This is a genomic window from Anaerolineales bacterium (assembly GCA_037382465.1).
GTDB lineage: Bacteria > Chloroflexota > Anaerolineae > Anaerolineales > E44-bin32 > WVZH01.
The window spans coordinates 92,986-113,359 of sequence record JARRPX010000009.1 but is presented as its reverse complement, the minus strand read 5'-3'; the positions used below and the strand labels follow the sequence as shown (position 1 = coordinate 113,359).

Below are 20,374 nucleotides of genomic sequence, written 5' to 3'. Positions count from 1 at the left end.
GATGAAGAACCTGAAACGCTGGTGTACGAGGCGCAGCCCGGAGACAGCCTGCATTCTGTGTCGGTCCGTTTTGGGGTCGTCCCGGAAGACATCACTTCAACGGAGCCTTTGCCGGACACCCGGGGATTGATCAATCCCGGCCAATGGCTGTTCATTCCGGACCGAATCGGGACCACCGGTCCGAACGAACGCCTGCTCCCCGACAGTGAAATCATCTTCTCGCCGCACGCCGTCGAATTCGACGTTGCTTCGTTTGCCGGGCAGTATGGTGGCTATCTCACGAAATACCGCGAATCGCTGGGATCTCCTTTCCGTCCGGGACCGGAGGTGTTGGCGGTCGCTGCGCGGGACAATTCGGTCAATCCGCGTCTGTTGTTGGCCCTGCTCGAATTCGAATCCGGCTGGGTGACCGATCCATCTGCGCCGATAGGGGACGAGTTCACTTACCCCATGGGTCACGTTGCCGAACAATCCCCCGGGCTCTTCCGGCAGTTGGGTTGGACGGCGAACGAGCTCGGAAACGGTTATTACGGCTGGCGGGCGGGAGCGATTACCGAGTTGGATTTCTCGGATGGAACGAGTATTCGCCTGGCGCCGGATTTGAACGCCGGGACCGTTGCCATTCAATTCTTCCTCTCGATAAATCGAACTCAGGCGGAGTGGGTAGTTGCGCTGCAGGAGTTCATGGATGTGTATCAGGATTTCTTCGGCGACCCCTGGGCGTACGAACACCCACTGTATGAGTATGGCGTCGAACAACCGGATTTGATTCTGCCTTTCCTGCGAGGGCAGGTGTGGGCTTTCACGGGTGGGCCGCACGGCGCTTGGGAACGCGACAGCGCGTGGGCTGCGCTCGACTTTGCGCCGGCCTCGATCGAATCCGGGTGCGTTAAATCCGACAGCTGGGTTTTGGCTGCAGCGCCGGGATACATCGTGCGCAGTGAAGAAGGTGTGGTCGTATTGGATATGGATGGAGACGGCCGCGAGCAGACGGGATGGGTATTGTTGTATCTGCACATCGCCACGGAGAACCGCATTCGCGCAGGGACGTACGTCGAAAGCGGAGATCTCATCGGACATCCGTCGTGTGAAGGTGGAACTGCAACGGGCACGCACATCCACATCGCCCGTAAATACAACGGTGAATGGATCCTCGCCGATGGTCCGCTGCCTTTTGAGTTGAGCGGCTGGGTTGCGGTGGCGGGGGCAGAACCTTATCAGGGGGCACTCGTCAAAGGCGATCAGATCGTGCTCGCCTGCCCCTGTGCTTCCCATGAGACGTTGATCCAAAGATGAATTTGCGATCTACATGCATATTGATGGCTTGTGCAGCGATCTTCGTTGTCACAGGCGCTTGTTCATCCGTACCGTTTTCGACGCCGGACGTTCCGGCTTCAGCGAGTCCGACCGTGCAGAGCGGCCCGACGCCGCTGCCCGTTCGTACGCGGCATGCCCCGGGCGAGGTGTTCGACTACGTGGCCCAAAATGGGGACAACCTGCCGGCGTTGGCGGCGCACTTCAACACCAGCGTGGAAGAAATCCTGGCCGAAAATCCCGATCTGCCCTCCGGCGTGACGACGCTTCCGCCGGGCTACCCGATGAGAATCCCGGCCTATTATCAACCCTTGTTGGGTTCCCCGTTTCAAATATTACCGGACAGTGAGATCGTCAACGGCCCCACCGCGGTCGGGTTCGACGTTTCCGGGGAAATACGCCAGCGTCCCGGTTTCCTCGCCGGCTTGTCTGATTACGCCTACAGCAAGCAGCGGGAGGCGTGGGACGTGGTCGAGGTGGTGGCGCGCAATTACTCCGTGAACCCCAGATTGCTGCTGGCCTTGTTGGAATATCAAACGCAAGCGATGACCCAGCCTTTTCCGAGCGGCGATGATGCCCGATTTCCACTCGGATACCAAAACCCTCGATTTCCCGGGCTGTTCGGACAGTTGATCTGGGTGGCCGAGGAAATCAACGATGGCTATTATGGTTGGCGGGAGGGAAGTCTGCGGGAGTTGGAATTGACGGACGGTTTGCTCGTGCGGCCCGATCCCTGGCTCAACGCCGGTACGGTTGCCGTGCAGTACGTCTTCGCCAGCCTGTACGGGCAGGAGGATTTCGACCGGGCCGTCAGTCCGGACGGTTTCTATCAAACGTATGTCTCCCTCTGGGGGAATCCATTCGACCTGCAAGAAGACTTCATCCCTGCCAATCTGCAGCAGCCGGAACTGACGCTTCCCTTTGCAACGGACCGCGTCTGGGATTTCACGGCGGGCCCACACTACTCGTGGGGCAGAGCCCTTCCGCTGGGCGCCCTGGACTTCGGGCCTCCTTCCGAAGAAAGCGGCTGTATCTCTTCCGCGGAATGGATCGTGGCGCCGGCTGGCGGCATGATTTCACGCAGCGCTGAGGCCGCCGTGGTGCTCGACCTGGATGGGGATGGCGACGAACGGACCGGTTGGGTGCTGTTCTTCTTTCACGTGGCGACGGACGATCGCATTGCCGCGGGCGAAGGGGTACAAAAAGGCGATGTTCTCGGACATCCATCCTGTGAAGGCGGCGAGGCCACTGGAACGCACGTGCACCTTGCCCGCCGTTACAATGGCGAGTGGATCGCCGCCGCCGGGGTGATTCCGTTTGTGCTCGACGGCTGGCTGGCTGCGTACGGCGATGCCCCGTATCAGGGAACACTCACCAAGGGCTCGAAGGTCGTCGTCGCCAGTGAGTACTCCTCCGCGGATACTCGCATCTACTACGAAGTGCCGCAATAAAGGCGGTTGCTTCCATTCCCGATCGACGAGAGGCGCGAGGCGGCCAACTCGGGTCGATCTGCCAGCGTCGGTGTATTTCGCTGCGGTTTACTTCTTTTTCTTTGCAGCATTTGATTTCTTCGGTTCGGATTTGACCTCCATATCCGGTCTTGGAAGCACCATCGTCAATAGGACGAGCCGGTTTCCCTCTTTCAAGTCCAGGATGGGTTTCCCGCTCGCCGTGCGTGCTTTGCGGGGCGCATCGGAGAAGCGCAGCGAGCGGCTTGCCCCGCGGGCGCGGTGGACGACGAGACGATCGCCGGGCGTGCCGATGGCGGCGCCGATGAGCTGGATCGATTCTGCGGACTTCCAGGCAAGCACACCCTTTCCGTAACGTCCCTGGCTGGGGAATTGGCTCAATGCGCTTCGTTTGGCTTGTCCGTCCTCGCTGATCAGGAAGAGCTCCCTCTTGGGCCGCACGACACCGAACCCCACTACGCAATCTGTGTCCCCCATCCGTATGCCCATGACTCCGGCCGCAGCGAGCCCGGTCGGGCGCACTTCGGATTCGGAGAAACGTATCGCCATGCCTGCGCTGTTGACGATGCACACATCGTCTCCGCCGCACGTCAGGCACACCCAGCCGAGGCGATCGTTCTCGGCGACGCGAATGGCCTGGAACGCGCGCGAAGAGGGTCCGGGCAGGATTTCCAGATCTGCTTTTTTAACCATACCTTGCTGCGTGCAAAGGAGCAGGAAGCAGCCCCTGTTTTCCCGTCCCACCCATTCCGGAGATAACGCCAGACCTGCGACGACCTCGTCGTCGGGTGTGAAGGGAGAAATTCCGGCGACGGCCGAACCGTCTTCGGGCTTGTCACACTCGGGAACGGTATGAACGGGAAGGGCGACGGCCTGTCCCTCCTTGTTGAAGAGGTAGAGCGTGTCGCGCACGCTGGCGCCGAGCACCAGTCCGGGAGCCTTCCGGCTGGCCAGGCGGGGCAGCCGCGCCGTCGGGGAGCGTGAGATCAAACCGTCGCGGCGGATCACGACCCACGTTTCCTTGGCGGGCGCGAGATCGCCAGCCGTGAGAACCTTGCGTTTTCCCTTTCCGCTGCCGGTCTCGACGATCTGCGTGCGCCGGCGGTCGCCGTACGTCGTTCGAATTTGCGTGACCTCCTCGGCGATCAAGCTGCGCATCTTCTTGGGCGAGCGAAGCAGCCCTTCCAATTTATTGATCGTGGCGACCACTTTCTTGTATTCATTTTCGATCTTCTTGCGCTCCAAACTGGATAAGCGTCTCAACGGCATGTCGAGGATGGCCGTCGCCTGAATGTCGCTCAGCTTGAGATTCTTCATCAGCCGGTTCTTCGCCTGTGCGGCGTCTTTCGAGCTGCGGATCATCTGGATGACTTCATCCAGGTTCTGGATTGCGATGCGCAAGCCGGCCAGAATGTGCTCGCGTTCTCGCGCACGTGCGAGATCGTACTCGCTTCGTTTGCGGATGATTTCGATGCGGTGTTCGAGATACACGCGCAGCGCCTGTTTCAGGCCGAGCAGCCGGGGCTCATCGTCCACCAGGGCGAGCATGATCACGCTGAAGGTGTATTGCATCGGCGTGCGCTTGTAGAGTTCCTGCAGCAACTTCTGCGGATCGGCGTTTTTCGTCAGCTCGAGAACGATGCGCAATCCCTGGCGGTCGGATTCATCCCTAAGGTCGGCCAGGCCCTCGAGATGACTGGTCCTGGCCAAATCGGCAATGCGTTCGATCAGGTTGGCCTTGTTGGTCTGATAAGGCAATTCCGTGACGATGATGCGGGAGCGGCCGCGGCTCATTTCCTCGATGTGGGCCCTCGCCTGTAGTTTGATCTTGCCGCGACCGCTGGCGTACGCTGCCGCAAGATCCTGTCCCTTGCCGCCGTGCAGGATGATGCCGCCGGTGGGGAAATCCGGACCCTTGATGAACTTCATGATGTCGTCCAGGCTGATCGAGTCCATGGACGACCAATTCTCGAGCATGTAGATCAAGGCGTCGCAGACTTCGCTCATGTTGTGCGGTGGAATGGAGGTGGACATGCCGACGGCGATTCCGGTCGCACCGTTCACGAGCAGGTTCGGGAATCCGGCGGGAATAACGGTGGGTTCTTCCATCGAGCCGTCGAAGTTTTCTACGAACGAGACCGTTTCTTTCTCGATGTCGGACATCATTTCCATGGACAGCGGCGTCAGTCTCGCCTCGGTGTAGCGCATGGCGGCCGGTGGGTCTCCGTCCATGGAACCGAAATTTCCCTGGCCCGCTACGAGTGGGTAGCGCATCGAAAATACCTGCGCCATGCGTGCCATGGCATCGTATACAGCCATGTCTCCGTGCGGGTGGAATTTCCCCAGTACCTCACCGACGATGCGGGCGGATTTCTTGAAATCTGAATCCGGCCGGATACCCATGGCGTGCATTGCATAAAGAATGCGGCGGTGAACGGGTTTCAATCCATCGCGCGCATCGGGAAGTGCGCGCGAGACGATCACGCTCATGGCGTAATCCAGATAGGATTGCTGCATTTCATTGTCTATGTCGATTCTCTTTACCAATCCAACTTCCATGTTTCACCTCATCGGGGGTTGCGTTCACGCAGGTATGATAAAGGGAGGCGCGGCCAGCGTCAATTCAAACGTTCGTCGAAGGAAGAATCCGGTCGTTATAGATGTCTGTCGTGAAAGCCGTGACTTGTCGAGATCCTCGGGCAAACACCGCGCAGAAGAGTGCTGAGACCGCACGGCAATGAATAAATTCCAATTACTTGCAGTGTATATATCTCTATGCTACAATCTTAAACGCAGGGTTCCAAATCGAGAAGTTACGTGTAAAAGTGGGTGGAGCCCACTTTTTCTGCGTAATAGGGTACCTGGTGAGGAAAAGCGATCGATGAAAAGTGAATTTTCGCTTGCATTTAACGAAATAACCGAACGCTTCAGTCTACCGGCAGAGACGGTGATGGAGACACTGGAAGCGGCGATGGCCTCCGCATACCGCAGGTCGGTAAACGCCTCCAGCGCGCAGAACGTGGAAGTACGTATTGATCCGGGTTCGGGCGACATCGTTGTCTATGCCGAGAAAGAAGTCGTGGATGAAGTGGAAAATCCTGCCACCGAGGTTTTGATCGACGAGGCTCGAAAAATCGATCCTGAGGTGGAGTTGGGCGGCGTCATCATGGTCGAGTCGACGCCCGAGGATTTTGGTCGCGTGGCGGCCCAGACCGCGAAACAGGTGATGCTGCAGCGCTTGCGTGAAGCAGAGCGTGAAGCGCAGTACTCCGAGTTCATCGAGCGCGAGGGGGACATGGTGCACGGCACGGTGCATTCGATCACCCCGCAAGCCGTGATGGTCGGCTTGCTCGGGCGTGCGGAAGCGATACTGCCGCGCAATCAACAGATCCCTGGAGAACGCTTCCGGGTACGCGATCGAATCCGCGTGTACGTGCTCGAAGTGCGCAAGTCTTCTCGCGGACCGGTGATCGTGGTTTCTCGTACCCATCCTGCCATGCTGCGCCGGTTGCTCGAGATGGAGGTCCCGGAAATCAACCAGGGCCTGGTCGAGATCAAAGCCATCGCCCGAGAAGCAGGCAAGCGCGCCAAGGTGGCCGTCGCCGCCATGCGGGACGGCGTCGATCCGGTGGGCGCCTGTGTCGGTTTGCGCGGCGTTCGCATCCAGTCGGTCGTGCGTGATCTGAACGATGAAAAGATCGACGTGATCGAATGGAATCCGGATGCGGCCACGTTCATCGCAAAAGCATTGAGCCCCGCGCGCGTCTCCGGCGTCTATCTGGATGACAATCTGGAAAGCGGCAAAACGGCTATGGTCGTGGTTCCGGAGGATCAATTGAGTCTGGCTATCGGACGAGCGGGCGTAAACGCCCGTCTCGCGGCGCGGCTGACGGGCTGGCGCATCGATATTAAAAGCCTTCCCGAGGCCGTGGCGGATTCGGTTAACTTGCTGCAAACCGACAGCGAATATGCAGATTTAGCCAAACGGGAGAAAGAAGGAATCGAAGCGGTTGACGTCATTCTGGCCAAGAAGGCGGAAAATCGCCCGATCACCCCCGAAGAGTATCAGGAGATGCGGCAGTTCGTCGATCGTGTCCAATCCGAAGTCGTTTCCCGTCGTGCTGCCGTTCGTCAGGTCATGCAGGAGCGCCTCGATGAAGTGCGGTCGGCGATTCCGGAAACGGCGTATGACGTCGATCTTGAAGCACTCGATCTCTCGACTCGCGTTTACAATCTCCTCGACGAAGCGGGCTACAAAACAGCCGGCCAGTTGATGGAAAAGTTGAAACTCGATGAAGATGCGATCTTGAACATCCCCGGAATCGGACCGAAAGCCGTCGAGGAAATCCGCGAGAAACACGAAGCCTTCGAGTATCCAGAACCTGCCGCCGAGCCAGAAGTCGAGGAGGCAGTCGAAGCCGCTGCGCCTGAGGGCGTGGAAGCTGAAGCTGAAATCGAAACAGAAGCGGCCGAAGAGCCCGAACTCGTCGAAGCGGAAGCCGCCGCTGCGCCGGAGGGCGTGGAAGCTGAAGCCGTGGAACCTGCCGAGGCGGAAGAAGTCGCGCAGGAGCCCGAACAGGTGGCCGTGCCCGAAACCGAACCGGGCGAACCGATGACGGCTTTTGAAGCTGCGTTCAAAGCAGCCATCGATGAACTCAAGACGCCGGTTCAATTCGAAGCGCCGAAAGAGCTGGAAGAACTCGTGGAAGAAGAAGACGACGAAGATGATCTTGACGACGATAAGCAACGCAGGAAACGGAAAAAGCGTATCGTGGAGTATGACCCGGAAAGCGGAGAGATGATCGTTACTCGTCGTCGCAAGCGCCAGCAAGAGGATTGGGAAGATCGGTACTAGCGGAATCCCTTCCACCGGGATGCGGAGGGCGTGAAATTGACGTCAAAAAAACGACATCAGCGACACGTTCCGCAGCGGACGTGTGTGGGTTGTCGAGAGGTATTGCCAAAACGTTCGCTGATCCGCATCGTACGAGGTCCGGAGGGTGTGAAGATCGACATGAGTGGTAAAGCACCGGGTCGGGGCGCGTACGTGCACGATTCCGGCGCGTGTTGGCAAGCCGCACTGAATGGTGCGTTAGCGAAAGCCCTCAATACAGAAATCACACCGGAAACCCGGCAGGAGTTGACGGCTTTCATGGATGGTTTGGTGAAAGAGCAAAATGGCTGAGGCGAGCCAGCAGCCTGGTTACGCCAAGGCGCAAATTAAACGAAGTATATTATTCCCCTAGCCTTATCGGCCGCTCGCCTTTCGCAGCCGAAGAGGCTCGTGCGGGAGGTTTATGATGAGTGAGAATGGCCATAAGGTAGTAGAAATCCCCTCCAATATTACAATTCGCGATCTTGCGACGGAGATTGAAGTCAGTCCCATTGAGGTCATCAAGCAATTGATGGCCAATGGGGTAATGGCGAACATCAACCAGCAAATCGATTTCGATACTGCAGCGATTTTATTGGAAGAATTCGGCTTCGAAGCGCAGCAGATGATCAGCGCAGATCATGAAGAAGCCGCTGATGAATCACAGGTGCCGGATTGGCGGCGCATGATCGACGACGAGGATCCCGAAGCGTTGGTCGACCGGGCGCCCGTCGTGACCATGCTCGGCCACGTGGATCACGGGAAGACGACTTTGCTGGACGCCATCCGGGAGACGAACGTCGCCGAAGGCGAGGTGGGTGGAATCACACAGCACATCGCCGCGTACCAGGTCGAACATAACGGACGCCCGATTACTTTTCTGGACACACCGGGGCATCAGGCGTTCACCGCCATGCGTGCGCGCGGCGCCCAGGGAGCGGATATCGCTGTTCTGGTGGTTGCCGCCGATGACGGGATCATGCCCCAAACCAGGGAGGCGCTGGCGCATGCACGCGCAGCGAGGGTTCCGATTTTGGTGGCGCTGAACAAGATCGATCGTGATTCAGCCAACCTCGATCGTGTCAAACAGGAATTGGCGGACGTGGGTCTGCAGCCGGACGACTGGGAAGGCGACACGATGGTTGTTCCTGTATCGGCAAAACTGCGCTCGGGGATCGAGGATTTACTCGAGGCGATCCTGCTGGTCGCCGATGCCACCGAGATCAAAGCCAATCCCAACGGGAAGACGCTGGGAACTGTGATCGAAGGCGAGCTCGATAAAAGCAAGGGCGTCGTGGCGACCCTGCTGGTGCAAAATGGCACCCTGAGGGTCGGAGATTTCATCGCTGTGGGCACTTCCTGTGGGCGCATCCGGGCCATGTTCGATTACCAGGGCAATGCGGTGGAAGAAGCGCCACCGTCCACGCCGGTTTCGATACTCGGGCTATCCGACGTCCCGATGGCGGGCGAATTGTTTACGGTCTACGAATCGGAACGCGAAGCGCGCAACGCTACGTTGGATCGAAAGATGGCCGAGGAGGAACGCAAATCGAAACCCCCGGCGATGTCCCTGGAACAGATCTTCGATGCGTTCCAGGCCGGTGAGGCGCAGGAGCTGCGCCTGGTTATCAAGGCCGACGTTCAAGGTTCGCTCGAGCCGATCACGAATTCGCTGCGCGAGCTCAGTGCGGGTGACATTCAAGTGAACGTGCTTCACGCGGACACCGGCAACATCAGCGAAAGCGATATCATGCTCGCCACCGCTTCGGATGCGATCGTGATCGGGTTCAACGTCGCTCCCGATCAGGCCGCCAAACGAGCGGCTGAAGTCGAAGGCATCGATATCCGGCTGTACGACATCATCTACCGTTTGACGGAAGATATCGAGAAGGCTTTGAAAGGCATGCTCGAGCCGGAAAAACGGGTCGTCGTCATCGGGCGCGCCGATGTCCGCCAGGTTTTTCGTATCCCCAAGCTGGGTAACATCGCGGGATGCGTGGTCTCGAAGGGCGTCATCCGCCGCAACGCCAATATACGCGTTCGTCGAGGGGACGAAGTCTTGTATGAAGGACCCGTAACCTCACTTAAGCACGGCAAAGATGATGAGCGCGAGATACGCGAAGGCTTCGAATGCGGCATTGGGGTCAAAGGCTTCGATGATTTCAAAGAGGGCGACATACTCGAGTGTTTCACGGAAGAGACCGTCGCGGTTGAATAGAGACGTGCCATGGTGAGTCAGGCAAGAGCGCGCAGGATAGGCGATCGCATCCGCGAGGAGCTGGCGGTCTTGATGCAGCGCGAAATGTCAGACCCCCGGCTTTCGATGGTGACGGTGACGGCTGCAGATGTGGATCGTGAGTTGACTTATGCGACGATTTACGTCACGGCGATCGGTTCCGATGACCGCCGCGATGAAGTGCTGCACGCGCTCGAAGGAGCGTCTGGATATATCCGTAAACAGCTTTCTGGCCGCATCCGATTACGACAGTTTCCAAAACTTCGTTTTCGATGGGATGCATCCCAAACACGCGGCGCACGAATCGATGAGCTTCTCGATATGCTGGATCATGAAAAGGGGGATGATGGGGATATGAGTGAAGTCTGAAATTCTCAAAGCGGGCAGGCTAATCGAAGCGAAGGACGACTTCGTCATTGTAGGCCACATCCGTCCGGACGGAGATGCCGTGGGGAGTTTGCTTGCGCTCTCCCGGAGCCTTCGGCAGATGGGCAAGCGAGCGACGCCGATTCTCGTCGATGGTGTGCCGCAAACGCTGAATTTCATCGCCAATACGGATGAGATCCGTACGGAATTTCCGGCGGATTACGGCGCCCTGATCGCAGTGGACGTGTCGGATCTGGGCAGGCTGGGGATCGATGAGGCTGCGCTCAAAGGCCAGCCGGACCTCAACATCGATCACCATCCGACGAACACAGACTTTGCCGCAATCAACATCGTCCAGCCAACCGCTGCTGCAACGACGCAGGTCCTCTATGATTTTCTGCTCGAGTTGGATCTTCCGCTGGATGCGCAGATCGCGACGCATCTCATGCTGGGATTGGTGACGGATACGATCGGTTTTCGAACGTCGAACGTCACGGCGAAAACCCTGCGCGTCGCGGCAGCGCTGATCGAGTACGGAGCGGAGTTGACCGAGGTCTATCAGAACTCGTTGAATCGGAGGACTTTCGCCGCGGCGCGCTACTGGGGCCAAGGTCTCTCCCGGTTGGAGCGTCACGATGGCGTCATCATTACCAGCCTGAGCCTCGAAGACCGGCACATCGCCGGTTATCCGGGCATCGATGACGCCGATTTGATCAACGTCCTTTCGACCATCGAGGGCGCGAAGATCGCCGTCCTGCTGGTGGAACAGGAGGGTGGATCGGTTAAAATCAGTTGGCGCTCCAAGGATGATGTGAACGTCGCTGAACTTGCGACCTCTTTTGGAGGGGGAGGCCATCATCAGGCCGCAGGCGCTATAATTTCGGGGGAGCTCGGAACGGTCAAGCGGAACGTCCTCTCCGCCTCATTGGGAGCGTTGAACGGCGTAATGGAGTTGGATAAATGAGTGTGTTTGGTTTGTTAATTGTGGATAAGCCCGTAGGTCCGACGTCGCACAAGATCGTGTCCCTCGTCCGTCGAGGCATGGGGATACGCAAAGTCGGTCATGCGGGAACGCTCGATCCGCGGGCGTCGGGGGTTTTGGTGCTGTGTTTGGGAGCGGCAACCCGGTTGAGTGAGTATCTCTCAACATCTTCCAAACGTTACGAGGCGGTTGTTCGTTTTGGGTCGTCGACCGAGACCTATGATTCGGAAGGTCCGGTCGTGCGCGAAACCGGGAAGGTGCCCAAACGCGCCGAGATTGAAGCGGCGCTGGATGACTTCCGGGGCGAAATCGAACAAGTACCGCCGCCGTTCAGCGCCATTAAAATACGCGGAAAAAAGGCTTACGAACTGGCACGCAAGGGGAAAGAGGTGGACCTGGAGCCACGCCAGGTCACAATTCACCACATTGATATCGTCAGTTACAAACCCCCCGACGTCGTTCTCGATGTCGAATGCACGGCCGGGACGTACATCCGTTCCCTGGCGAACGACCTCGGCGAAAAGCTTTCTTGCGGCGCCCATCTGGCGAAATTGCAGCGCACGAAGGCAGGTCCATTTACGTTGGAAGATGCGATACCGCTGCCGAAATTGGAAGTTGGATTTCTGACAGGAAAGTGGGAGCAGTATGTACGTCCGGCAGCAGATGCCCTGCCCGATGTTCCCATCGTAAACGTCGAGGGGGAGGACCTGGAAAAGATCCTTTTCGGCCATCGGATTGAGGCAAAATCCGAAGCGACGGGCATCGCACGAGCGATTGGACCGGACGGGGATCTCGTGGCGATTCTTGAAGCTGTCGAAGACGGCAAGGAGTGGCATCCCCGCAAGGTATTCCCAAGGTAAAACAGGCATGCAGCACCTGCATGACATCCATTCACTCCATTTGCCAGGTTGTGGCTTGACGATCGGCGCCTTCGATGGCGTACACGTCGGGCATCAGGCGTTGATCCGGGCCATGGTTTCAGACGCTCACGATCGCGATCTTCCTGCCGTCGTGCTTACTTTCTATCCCCATCCCTCGGTCGTGCTCCGCAGCCGCAGTCCATCGTTCTACATCACTCTGCCGGATGAAAAAGCCGATCTTATCGGGGCGTTGGGCGTCGACTACGTCGTGACGCAGCGATTCGACCGCGCCCTGTCTCGCGTTTCTGCCAGGGATTTCCTGGATCTCCTCCATCGTCAGCTTTCATTCAAACGATTGTGGATCGGTGAAGATTTCACGCTGGGCCGGGACCGCACGGGAAACCGCGCCTATCTCGAGTCGGTGAGCAGCGAGTATGCGTTCGAAGTAAAAATCTTCCCCCCCTTCACGCTCAACGGCGAAACGGTGCGATCGTCGATCGTGCGCCAGGCATTACTTTCAGGGGAGGTTGCACGCGTGGCGCATTATCTGGGACGAATCTTCGTGCTGCCGGGTGATGTCGTGCAGGGCGTGGGCAGGGGACGGGAATTGGGGATCCCGACCGCGAATCTGCAAATCCAGGAGGAACGTGCGTACCCGGGATCGGGCGTCTATGCCTGCACCGTCGAGTACGACGGCAAACGCCGGCCGGCGGTGACGAACATCGGCGTGCGGCCGACCTTCGAAAGCGAACCCGTGCCTCCTACAGTCGAAACGCATATCCTGGATTTCAACGGCGATCTCTACGGCCAGCACCTGCGTGTGGGTTTCGTCGAGCGGCTGCGGGCTGAACGACGCTTTGCGTCTCCGGATGATCTGATCCAGCAAATCAAAGACGATATCCGCAGGGCGCGGTCGATTCTGGAGCCAACTCTGGAGGGAGAAAATGCCTGAGGACCTTCAACGTCGAATTTACCTTCTCTCCCCGAAGCGTCTCAGTCCGGAGACGATCGCGGTCGCCTTCGCCAAAACCTCCCGTTCTCCGTTATCGTTCCAGGAAATCGCCGAGGAACTGAGCGACGAGCAATCGGCGGAGTTCCACGAGAAATGGGTCGTGGGGTACGGCCACGGATCGGTAGCGGAACACGCGGTGCTGCACATCGCATTCGAGAACGTTTCCCGTCTGGCTATCGAGTGCATCGAATCGAACCGCCTGGCGTCCTACACGGAAAAGTCTACGCGTTACCAGCAGTGGCAGCCCGGCGGCTATCACTGGCCCGCAGCCTTTCACAGTGGTTCGAACGCAAGTAAATATCGAGAGACGTGCGACGCGCTGTTCGAAGCCTATCGGCAATCGCTCGAACCGGCGCGCCGGATCGTTCGCGAACAGCATCCACCCAGGGAAAACGAGTCGGACGAAGCTTGGGATCGGCGCATCCGCTCGAAGTACGTCGATTCGTGTCGTTTCCTGCTGCCGAGTGCAGCGTTTGCCAACCTGGGCATGACGGTAAACGCGCGGGTGTTGGAGCACGCGCTGCGTAAGATGTTGTCGCACCCCCTGACAGAAGTGCGCGAGATCGGCGAGGCGGTGAAAGCCGTGGCGCAAGAAGAAGTGCCCACGTTGGTCAAGTACGCGAGCGAGGTTCCCTACCGTGTGGAAACCGAGCGGGATCTGACGCAGCGGGCGGTGGAATTAGAGCATTCACCGGCAGAGGAATCCGTGGTGTTGACGACCTACGACTCCGAAGGGGAGCTGCGGGTCCTGGCGGCGGCGCTGTACGAACACTCCGGCAGTTCGTTCGAGGCGGCTGAAGCGGCCGTTCGAAGCATGTCTGCGAAAGAACGCCGGGGTTTGGCGGAAGCGATCCTGGGCCGCATGGATAAATTCGACGCACCCCTGCGCGCGTTGGAGCACGCCGTTTACACGTTCGACATCGTCCTGGATCAGGGCGCCTATTTCGAACTCAAACGCCACCGCATGATGACGCAAACTCCGCAGCGCCTGACCCCCGATCTGGGATACGCCGTTCCGCGCCTGATCGCCGATGCCGGTTTCGAAGATACCTATTGCGAGAGTATGGAAAAAGCTGCAAATGCGTATCGCAGCCTGGCGGATGAGAATCTCTACGCCGCCTCCTACATCGTCCCCAACGGCTTCAACCGCCGCGTGCTGTGTACGCTGAATTTGCGCGAGGTCTTTCACCTGTGTGAATTGCGGGCCAGGCCCAACGCACATTTCTCCATGCGCCGTATCGCGCTGCTCGTGGCCGAGAAGGTGCGCCAGGTGCATCCGCTGCTCGCCGGCTTTTTGCGTATGCCGCAGAACGTAGATGGGCGATCCATCGAATCCGAATATTTCTTAAAGTCGTAAGACGACGACTCCCTATAGGCGATGGTCAGATACAGGATCGTACCGTGCCGAAGCGTCCACGGCAGGCTGCGCCTGGTTTGAATTTATTCGAGTAAAGCGCCTCGTGCGTCTGCCAGGATCAGCCGAGCGCCCCGATCGAGATCAAGATCCCGGCGGCCAACCCGATTTGCGCCAGATGGTAGGTCACGATCTCGAACAAGCGGCCGCCCCAATGCGGACCGACGAAGCGGTTCCAGGCGATGGACGCATCGGAGACGAAAAACAGGACGCCGCCGGCGGCCGCCAGCGTTCCCGCCCGCAGGGACCAATCATTCCGGAAGAGCGTGGTCGAAGCGGACCACAAGGTGAGACTCAAGACGAGGGCATAGACGCTGACCGGCACGATCATCGCCTCGTTTCCGTGTTCCTTCAGGCTGGCGATCAGACGGCGCAAGATCAGCAGCGCTGCGATGACGATCGGAACGGCGAGGAGAATTGCAGGCAGCGTCAGGATCGGTCCGGTCGAGTTGAATGCTGCGATATAGAGCAGATGCGCCAGGAGAAAGGCGATCAAGCCCTTGAGAAAATGTACCCCGGGGAAGAGCAGGAAGATATCGCCCAAAAGGGAGAACACGAGTCCGAGTAAGAACAGCACACCGACGGTCGAACTCCTCGCCGCCGGATAACTGCCGAACCAGACGCACAGCGCCAGCAGCGTGGCGGGTTTGGCGACGATCTCGAGCGTACGATTCTGGCGTGCGACGGCGATCCAATCGACGATGGCGATACAAGCGCTGGTCAGAAGCATCCACATGATGATCTATCTCCTATTGGATTTCGTTTCGGCTGCTCAAGGCCTTTCCTAAGCCTTCAGCCGCTCTTCAGCTTTTTGCACGTATTCGGCGTTGATCTCATATCCCAGGAAATGCCGTCCCGTATTCTTGGCGGCCACGCAGGTCGTCCCGGAGCCGCAGAATGGATCGAGCACGACGTCGCCCTCGAATGTATACAACTGGATCAACCGGCGGGGCAGTTCCTCCGGAAAAGGTGCGGGATGCCCGACGGCGCGTGCAGACTCGGCAGGGAAGGTCCAGACGCTCTTGGTGAAGGAGAGGAACTCGTCGCGCTCGATCGTGCTTTCCCGATCCTTCCCCGGACGGGAAAAGGTCTGCTTGGAAAACACGAGTATGTACTCGTGTACGTCGCGCAGCACGGGATTGCTGGCGGAGAGCCAGGAACCCCAGGCGGTCGAGGTGCTGGCGCTGGCCGCCTTGTCCCAGATGATTTCGCCGCGCATCAGGTATCCGAGCTCGAGCATGTCGTGAATGACGTAGACGTGCAGCGGGATGTAGGGCTTGCGGCCGAGGTTGGCAATGTTGACGCAAGCTCTCCCACCGGGCACGAGCAGGCGGTTAACCTCCCGAAAGACTCGGCGAAGCAGACCGAGGTATTCTTCCAGGGTGAGGTCCCGATCGTATTCCTTCTGCACGTTGTAGGGCGGTGAGGTCACCATCAAGTGGACGCTGTTGTCCGGCAGCGCGGACATGTCCTCGGAGGATTGCAGGTAGATTCGATCGAGTTGTTCGGGTGGAATTTCGTTTTCGACGTACTCGATCTCCTGGTTATTGTTTTGACCTTCATAAAGCCGGCTGTTGTAGAAGGGCGACGAATCGTGGCTGATGCGTCCCGGTGCACCGAAGGTGCTCGTGCGCGTGCCTTTCTTCTTTCGTTTCGCCACCGAATCTTCGCTCCACTTTACATCGTTATTTCTGATCGTTTCCGTACTGGAAGCGCTTCAACGCGTTGGGATCGTTGCGCCAGCCGCGCAGCACTTTCACGCGCAGCTTCAAAAAGACTTTGCGCCCGGTCAGCGCTTCGATCTCCTTGCGGGCGCTGCTTCCGATTACCTTGAGCATACTCCCGCCCTTGCCGATGACGATGCCCTTTTGCGATTCGCGCTCCACGAAGAGCGTCGCTTCGATGTAGGCGCCGTGATCGTTCCGGTCCTTGTATTCGTCGATGCGCACGGCGATGGCGTGCGGGACTTCGTTGCGCAGGTTCTGCAGCGCGGCGGCGCGGATCAGATCGACGGCGATCTCCCGTTCGTACAGGTCGGTAATCTGCTCCTGGGGATAATACTGCGGACCTTCAGGGAGCAGGGCGATGATGCGATCCAGCAAGCGCTCGCGGTTGTCCCCCAACGTCGCCGAGACGGGGATCATCTCCACGTCCGGCAGCAGCGCTTCGAAAGTTTTAATCCGTTCGGATAACTCATCGGCTTCGAGGAGATCCATTTTGTTCAGCGCCGACAGGACGGGTTTTTTCTTTCGATACTTCTGGATGTGCTGCGCCACGCGACGATCGTCTGCCGTTGGCGGAACGCGCAGGCTGAAGATGACCAGGATCAAATCGGAGTCCTCGAGGCTGCTCTCCGCCTCGCTGTTCATGCGTTCACCGAGTCTGTGCAGCGGCTCGTGGATGCCCGGTGTGTCGACGAAGATCACCTGCGCGTTTTCCGTGGTGAAGATGCCCAATTGGCGGCGCTGCGTGGTTTGCGGTTTGGGCGACACTGCGGCCACCATCTGGCCCAGGTAGGCGTTGATCAACGTGGATTTACCCACGTTGGGACGGCCCGCAACGGCGACGAAACCGGATTTATACCCTTCGGGTAGGTCCATGGGCATATTGTCCTGGCAAGCGCGCGCGCTGTCAAGCGATGTTGCCTGTAAACGGCCGGGGATGCTGCGCGAAACGGTGGGCAGGGAAGCGGAGATCGTAGATTTGAGGCTATAATACATCCAAAGGAAGGGGCAGATGGGAATCTTTTCCAGGAAGAAGAAACGCGATCGCTTCGTGAAATTGATCCTCAAGCAGTCCGAGTTCGCCGTCGAAGGCATCGAGACTTTGCTGGAGTATCTCAAACAACCCAACGAGGCACTCGCCGAAAAACTGACCTTGATCGAGAAGGAAGCCGACGAAGTGCGGCGTATTTTGATCGACGAACTCAACCGCACTTTCGTCACGCCCATCGACCGTGAGGACATCTTTGCGCTCTCGCTGACCGTCGACGACGTGCTGGATTACGCCGAATCGACCATCGAGGAGATGCACCTGCTCGACGTCAAGCCCAACACCTATTTGGAGCGCATCGTGTCGCTGCTATCACAAGCGGCGCGGGAACTGTGTCTGGCGGTGGAGCGCATCGAGGACCACCCCAACGTGGCCAACGACCACGCCGTGCGGGCGAAGGCCCTGGAAAATCGCGTCGAGACGGTGTACCGCGAGGCCATTGCCGACCTCTTCCGCATGCCGCGCGACATCGAACACGTGGTCGAAATGCTCAAATTGCGCGAGGTCTACCGTCACCTGTCGAACGCCGCCGACCGGGGCGACGCCGCCGCAAATGTGATCGGGGACATCGTGGTGAAGATGATGTAGGATATCAAACGAGGGGTAAATTGATTATTATATTGGATGGAAAATGCTGCCGATTTCGACAACATTTTTATATTCGTGAATTACGAAATTTATAGCTATATGATTACCCTTCTATAACCCAGCCCTCAGACTCCGCCAGGCGATGTAATTTATTGCCCACCTCGCGGAACTGAATTTTCGAAACCCCCAATTTCTGGCGGATGCGATCCTTGTCCAAACCCGATTGGTAATCGCGCAGGGCGGCGGTCCAGCGGCACATGTCGAATGAAAGATGTTTGTCCAGGCCGGCCGCCTCGCCGACGTCTTCGAGCAGGTATTCCAGGCGCCGGGGCGACCAGGGGAAGAGTTTCTCCTTGGGATCGTACTGCCGCAGGTATTCCTGATAGGTGCTGATCCATTCGTGGCTAAGTTCGAGCTTGCGCTCCTTGTAACGTTTGCGCACGTCCCCGTAGCGCACGAAGAGGATCGGCCCATCCACCGCTTTGGGATCGATGTGATTGAGATGGATGTTGAGGCATTCGCTTTTCTTGATCCCCGTCTCGAGCAGCAGCGCCAGGAGGGTGTAGGGTCGTGCGTCCGGCTTTTCGGCGTGGCGCATCGCCCCGGCGGCTTCGAGCACTTCATCCAGTTCATCCGGCGTGAGCACGTCCGGCAAGGGGCTGAGCACCGATTGCTGCGGTACGGGGGCGGCCGGATCTTCGCGGATGACGCCCGTTTCCTCGAGCCAGCGGAAGAACGACTTTATCGAGGTAATCCGGCGCGCGTAGGTTTTCGGACTGCAAGAGACGCCGCGCTTGTTGAGCATCCAATCCAGGAAGTTGAGCAAGTCGTGCGTGCCGATGTCGGCGATCGCCGTTCCCGCGCCGACGTACTTCGCCGCCAGACGCAGATCGCCGGTGAAGGCTTTGACGGTGTGGATCGAGCGTCCGGCCGCTTCCAGGGCTTCCCCCCAGGCCTTGATGGCTGCGCTCAGGCTGACGTCCGCACGTAAGCCGTACTGTTTCTCCTCTTCCGAGTCGCTCGGTTCTTGAGAGAAGAGCGGTAGTGTCTCGGGCAAATCGGTCAAACCTGCCTCCGAGTTTTCTTCGCATAGTCAACGGAAGAGAATCGTAGACTCGCTTGGCAAAAATGTCAAATGCGTTTTGGGGTAGTGATGCGTGAGTTTAGCGATCTTTAAACCAACCGAAGTGCGGAAGTCACGCCGTATCCGAAGACAAGACGGCCAGGAAGCGTTCGGTGTAATAGGTCGCCGTCTGTGCGGAGGGCGAGATCTGGGGAAATACGAGGTCGAAGCCGTGATCGCAGTCCGGGATTTCGATGTACACGGAAGGAACGCCTACGGCGATTAGCGCTTGATGCAGATGCAGGATGCTTTGCTGTACACCGGCCATGTCGTCTGCGCCAAAAATTTGCAGCGTGGGCGGACAATGCGGTCCAACGTGGTTGATCGGGGATGCCGCACGATATTTTTCCGGTATCTTGGCGTAGCTGCCGCCCAGCAGGTTGGGCAGCATGTCTCTGGGATTGACGATCATGCCGTTTCCCAGGTTGTCGATATAGCGCATTATCAGCCGATCGATGGGATGATTGATGTTCGAATCGTAAAGTCCTTCCAGGTAGCGATTCAGCGCCACCAGATCGGTGAGCCCGTAGTAGGAGACGACGCCGCAAATGGACCTATCGCCTGCCGGCGGTTCCGATTGGGTGTAGGCAGACTGCAGCGCCAGATGTCCGCCGGCGGATCCGCCCATGAGTACGATTCGATCGGGGCGGACACCGTGCCGCGGTCCATTGGTCTGCATCCAATCCTTTGCGTGGGCGACATCGGAGAGCATGTCTTTGAGCCGCGCCTTGGGTGCAAGGGCGTAGGCCAGGTCGAGAATGACGTGGCCCTGTGCAACCAGGTGATGGAAGAAAGGTCGCGTGCCCAGGTCTTTATCGCCGTAATGCCAACCGCTGCCGTGCAGGTAGATGATGCCCAGCCCGGATGGATGGGTATCTTCTGCAGGCCACCAGAGATCGGCCAACAATGGTTCGCCGGTCGATGGGCGGCTGGTGACGACCAGGTCGTCCTGCCGGTGAACCTCCGCTTCTGCGGGAGTCGCGAGCGACCAGCGGGATGACTGCAGGCGGGGAAGAATGTCCACAGGAATGCGGCTTTCGAAATCGGCGCCGAACGCCATGGCGAGGCTGGACGATTCGCGCGTGACTTTAAGGATGTGTGTCGTGTTCAACAAACTGCCGATCAATCCACTCAGGGCGATCCCCGGCTTTCTCTTGCCGACACCGGCCAGAAAGCCAACGATCCCTGCGAACGCCAGAATGGGTGACAGCGCACTGCCCAGCAATTTCGGAATCCACAGCAGCAGCTTGCCGAAGCCGGTCCGGGGATGAAGCCGCGTGGCAATCCCAAAAAACAAAGACAGTTCGCTGGCGATTTTACGCATATCGGATCATCGGTTTCTACGAGTAGAATTCGGGAAGGTAG

17 protein-coding genes are annotated in these 20,374 nt (G+C 58.5%); 11 read left to right on the top strand and 6 right to left on the bottom strand.

Annotated features, from left to right (window positions below; translation table 11 throughout):
* Both P8Z34_04435 and P8Z34_04430 read left to right on the top strand, forming a co-directional pair.
* Window positions 1-1,296, top strand: a 1,296-nt coding sequence (locus tag P8Z34_04435; GenBank protein ID MEJ2549911.1) for a hypothetical protein, incomplete at its 5' end; no start/stop codon positions are given.
* Window positions 1,293-2,765 carry a LysM domain-containing protein gene (locus tag P8Z34_04430; protein ID MEJ2549910.1) on the top strand — a complete coding sequence of 491 codons (1,473 nt, stop codon included), beginning with the start codon at window positions 1,293-1,295 and terminating at the stop codon, window positions 2,763-2,765. The genes P8Z34_04435 and P8Z34_04430, both read left to right, overlap by 4 nt.
* Window positions 2,766-2,852: 87 nt before the next feature.
* Here P8Z34_04430 and P8Z34_04425 read toward each other — a convergent pair whose 3' ends face one another.
* Entirely contained in the window at window positions 2,853-5,342 is a 2,490-nt protein-coding gene (locus P8Z34_04425) for a DNA topoisomerase 4 subunit A (GenBank protein MEJ2549909.1), read from the bottom strand.
* A 322-nt stretch (window positions 5,343-5,664) separates the two neighbouring features.
* On the opposite strand from P8Z34_04425, the gene nusA reads away from it, so the two are divergent.
* From nusA to P8Z34_04385, 8 genes are all read left to right on the top strand, one after another.
* A complete protein-coding gene (nusA, locus tag P8Z34_04420) occupies window positions 5,665-7,638 on the top strand; it encodes a transcription termination factor NusA (protein MEJ2549908.1) in 1,974 nt (657 codons plus the stop codon).
* An 84-nt stretch (window positions 7,639-7,722) separates the two neighbouring features.
* Window positions 7,723-7,968, top strand: coding sequence for a YlxR family protein (locus P8Z34_04415; protein MEJ2549907.1), 246 nt, complete (start codon window positions 7,723-7,725; stop codon window positions 7,966-7,968).
* A 115-nt stretch (window positions 7,969-8,083) separates the two neighbouring features.
* The gene (gene infB / locus P8Z34_04410) at window positions 8,084-9,874 is read left to right on the top strand and encodes a translation initiation factor IF-2 (GenBank protein MEJ2549906.1); all 1,791 of its coding nucleotides are present in this window, start codon (window positions 8,084-8,086) and stop codon (window positions 9,872-9,874) included.
* A 9-nt stretch (window positions 9,875-9,883) separates the two neighbouring features.
* Window positions 9,884-10,261: a 30S ribosome-binding factor RbfA gene (gene rbfA, locus P8Z34_04405; protein MEJ2549905.1), complete on the top strand. Its 378-nt coding sequence runs from the start codon at window positions 9,884-9,886 to the stop codon at window positions 10,259-10,261.
* Complete coding sequence (locus P8Z34_04400) at window positions 10,251-11,222, top strand: bifunctional oligoribonuclease/PAP phosphatase NrnA (protein ID MEJ2549904.1); 972 nt, start codon at window positions 10,251-10,253, stop codon at window positions 11,220-11,222. The genes rbfA and P8Z34_04400 overlap by 11 nt, the downstream gene beginning before the upstream one ends.
* On the top strand, window positions 11,219-12,100 hold the full coding sequence (gene truB / locus P8Z34_04395) for a tRNA pseudouridine(55) synthase TruB (GenBank protein MEJ2549903.1): 882 nt from the start codon (window positions 11,219-11,221) through the stop codon (window positions 12,098-12,100). Before P8Z34_04400 ends, truB begins: the two co-directional genes overlap by 4 nt.
* 7 nt (window positions 12,101-12,107) lie before the next feature.
* The gene (locus tag P8Z34_04390) at window positions 12,108-13,052 is read left to right on the top strand and encodes a bifunctional riboflavin kinase/FAD synthetase (GenBank protein MEJ2549902.1); all 945 of its coding nucleotides are present in this window, start codon (window positions 12,108-12,110) and stop codon (window positions 13,050-13,052) included.
* Complete coding sequence (locus tag P8Z34_04385) at window positions 13,045-14,469, top strand: FAD-dependent thymidylate synthase (GenBank protein ID MEJ2549901.1); 1,425 nt, start codon at window positions 13,045-13,047, stop codon at window positions 14,467-14,469. The genes P8Z34_04390 and P8Z34_04385 overlap by 8 nt, the downstream gene beginning before the upstream one ends.
* A 118-nt stretch (window positions 14,470-14,587) precedes the next feature.
* On the opposite strand, the gene P8Z34_04380 is transcribed toward P8Z34_04385, so the two are convergent.
* The 3 genes from P8Z34_04380 to era are packed head-to-tail and all read right to left on the bottom strand — an operon-like array spanning window position 14,588 to window position 17,126.
* Window positions 14,588-15,262, bottom strand: coding sequence for a lysoplasmalogenase (locus tag P8Z34_04380; GenBank protein ID MEJ2549900.1), 675 nt, complete (start codon window positions 15,260-15,262; stop codon window positions 14,588-14,590).
* A gap of 48 nt (window positions 15,263-15,310) precedes the next feature.
* Entirely contained in the window at window positions 15,311-16,186 is an 876-nt protein-coding gene (locus P8Z34_04375) for a site-specific DNA-methyltransferase (protein MEJ2549899.1), read from the bottom strand.
* 25 nt (window positions 16,187-16,211) lie between these two features.
* Complete coding sequence (gene era, locus P8Z34_04370) at window positions 16,212-17,126, bottom strand: GTPase Era (protein ID MEJ2549898.1); 915 nt, start codon at window positions 17,124-17,126, stop codon at window positions 16,212-16,214.
* A 136-nt stretch (window positions 17,127-17,262) separates the two neighbouring features.
* Between era and P8Z34_04365 the strand changes: the two genes are divergently transcribed.
* The gene (locus P8Z34_04365) at window positions 17,263-17,886 is read left to right on the top strand and encodes a DUF47 family protein (GenBank protein MEJ2549897.1); all 624 of its coding nucleotides are present in this window, start codon (window positions 17,263-17,265) and stop codon (window positions 17,884-17,886) included.
* Window positions 17,887-17,989: 103 nt separating this feature from the next.
* On the opposite strand, the gene P8Z34_04360 is transcribed toward P8Z34_04365, so the two are convergent.
* Together P8Z34_04360 and P8Z34_04355 are read right to left on the bottom strand one after the other, a co-directional pair.
* On the bottom strand, window positions 17,990-18,952 hold the full coding sequence (locus P8Z34_04360; protein MEJ2549896.1) for a tyrosine-type recombinase/integrase: 963 nt from the start codon (window positions 18,950-18,952) through the stop codon (window positions 17,990-17,992).
* A 130-nt stretch (window positions 18,953-19,082) separates the two neighbouring features.
* Window positions 19,083-20,333: an alpha/beta hydrolase gene (locus tag P8Z34_04355; protein MEJ2549895.1), complete on the bottom strand. Its 1,251-nt coding sequence runs from the start codon at window positions 20,331-20,333 to the stop codon at window positions 19,083-19,085.
* Between the last annotated feature and the right edge of the window lie 41 nt (window positions 20,334-20,374).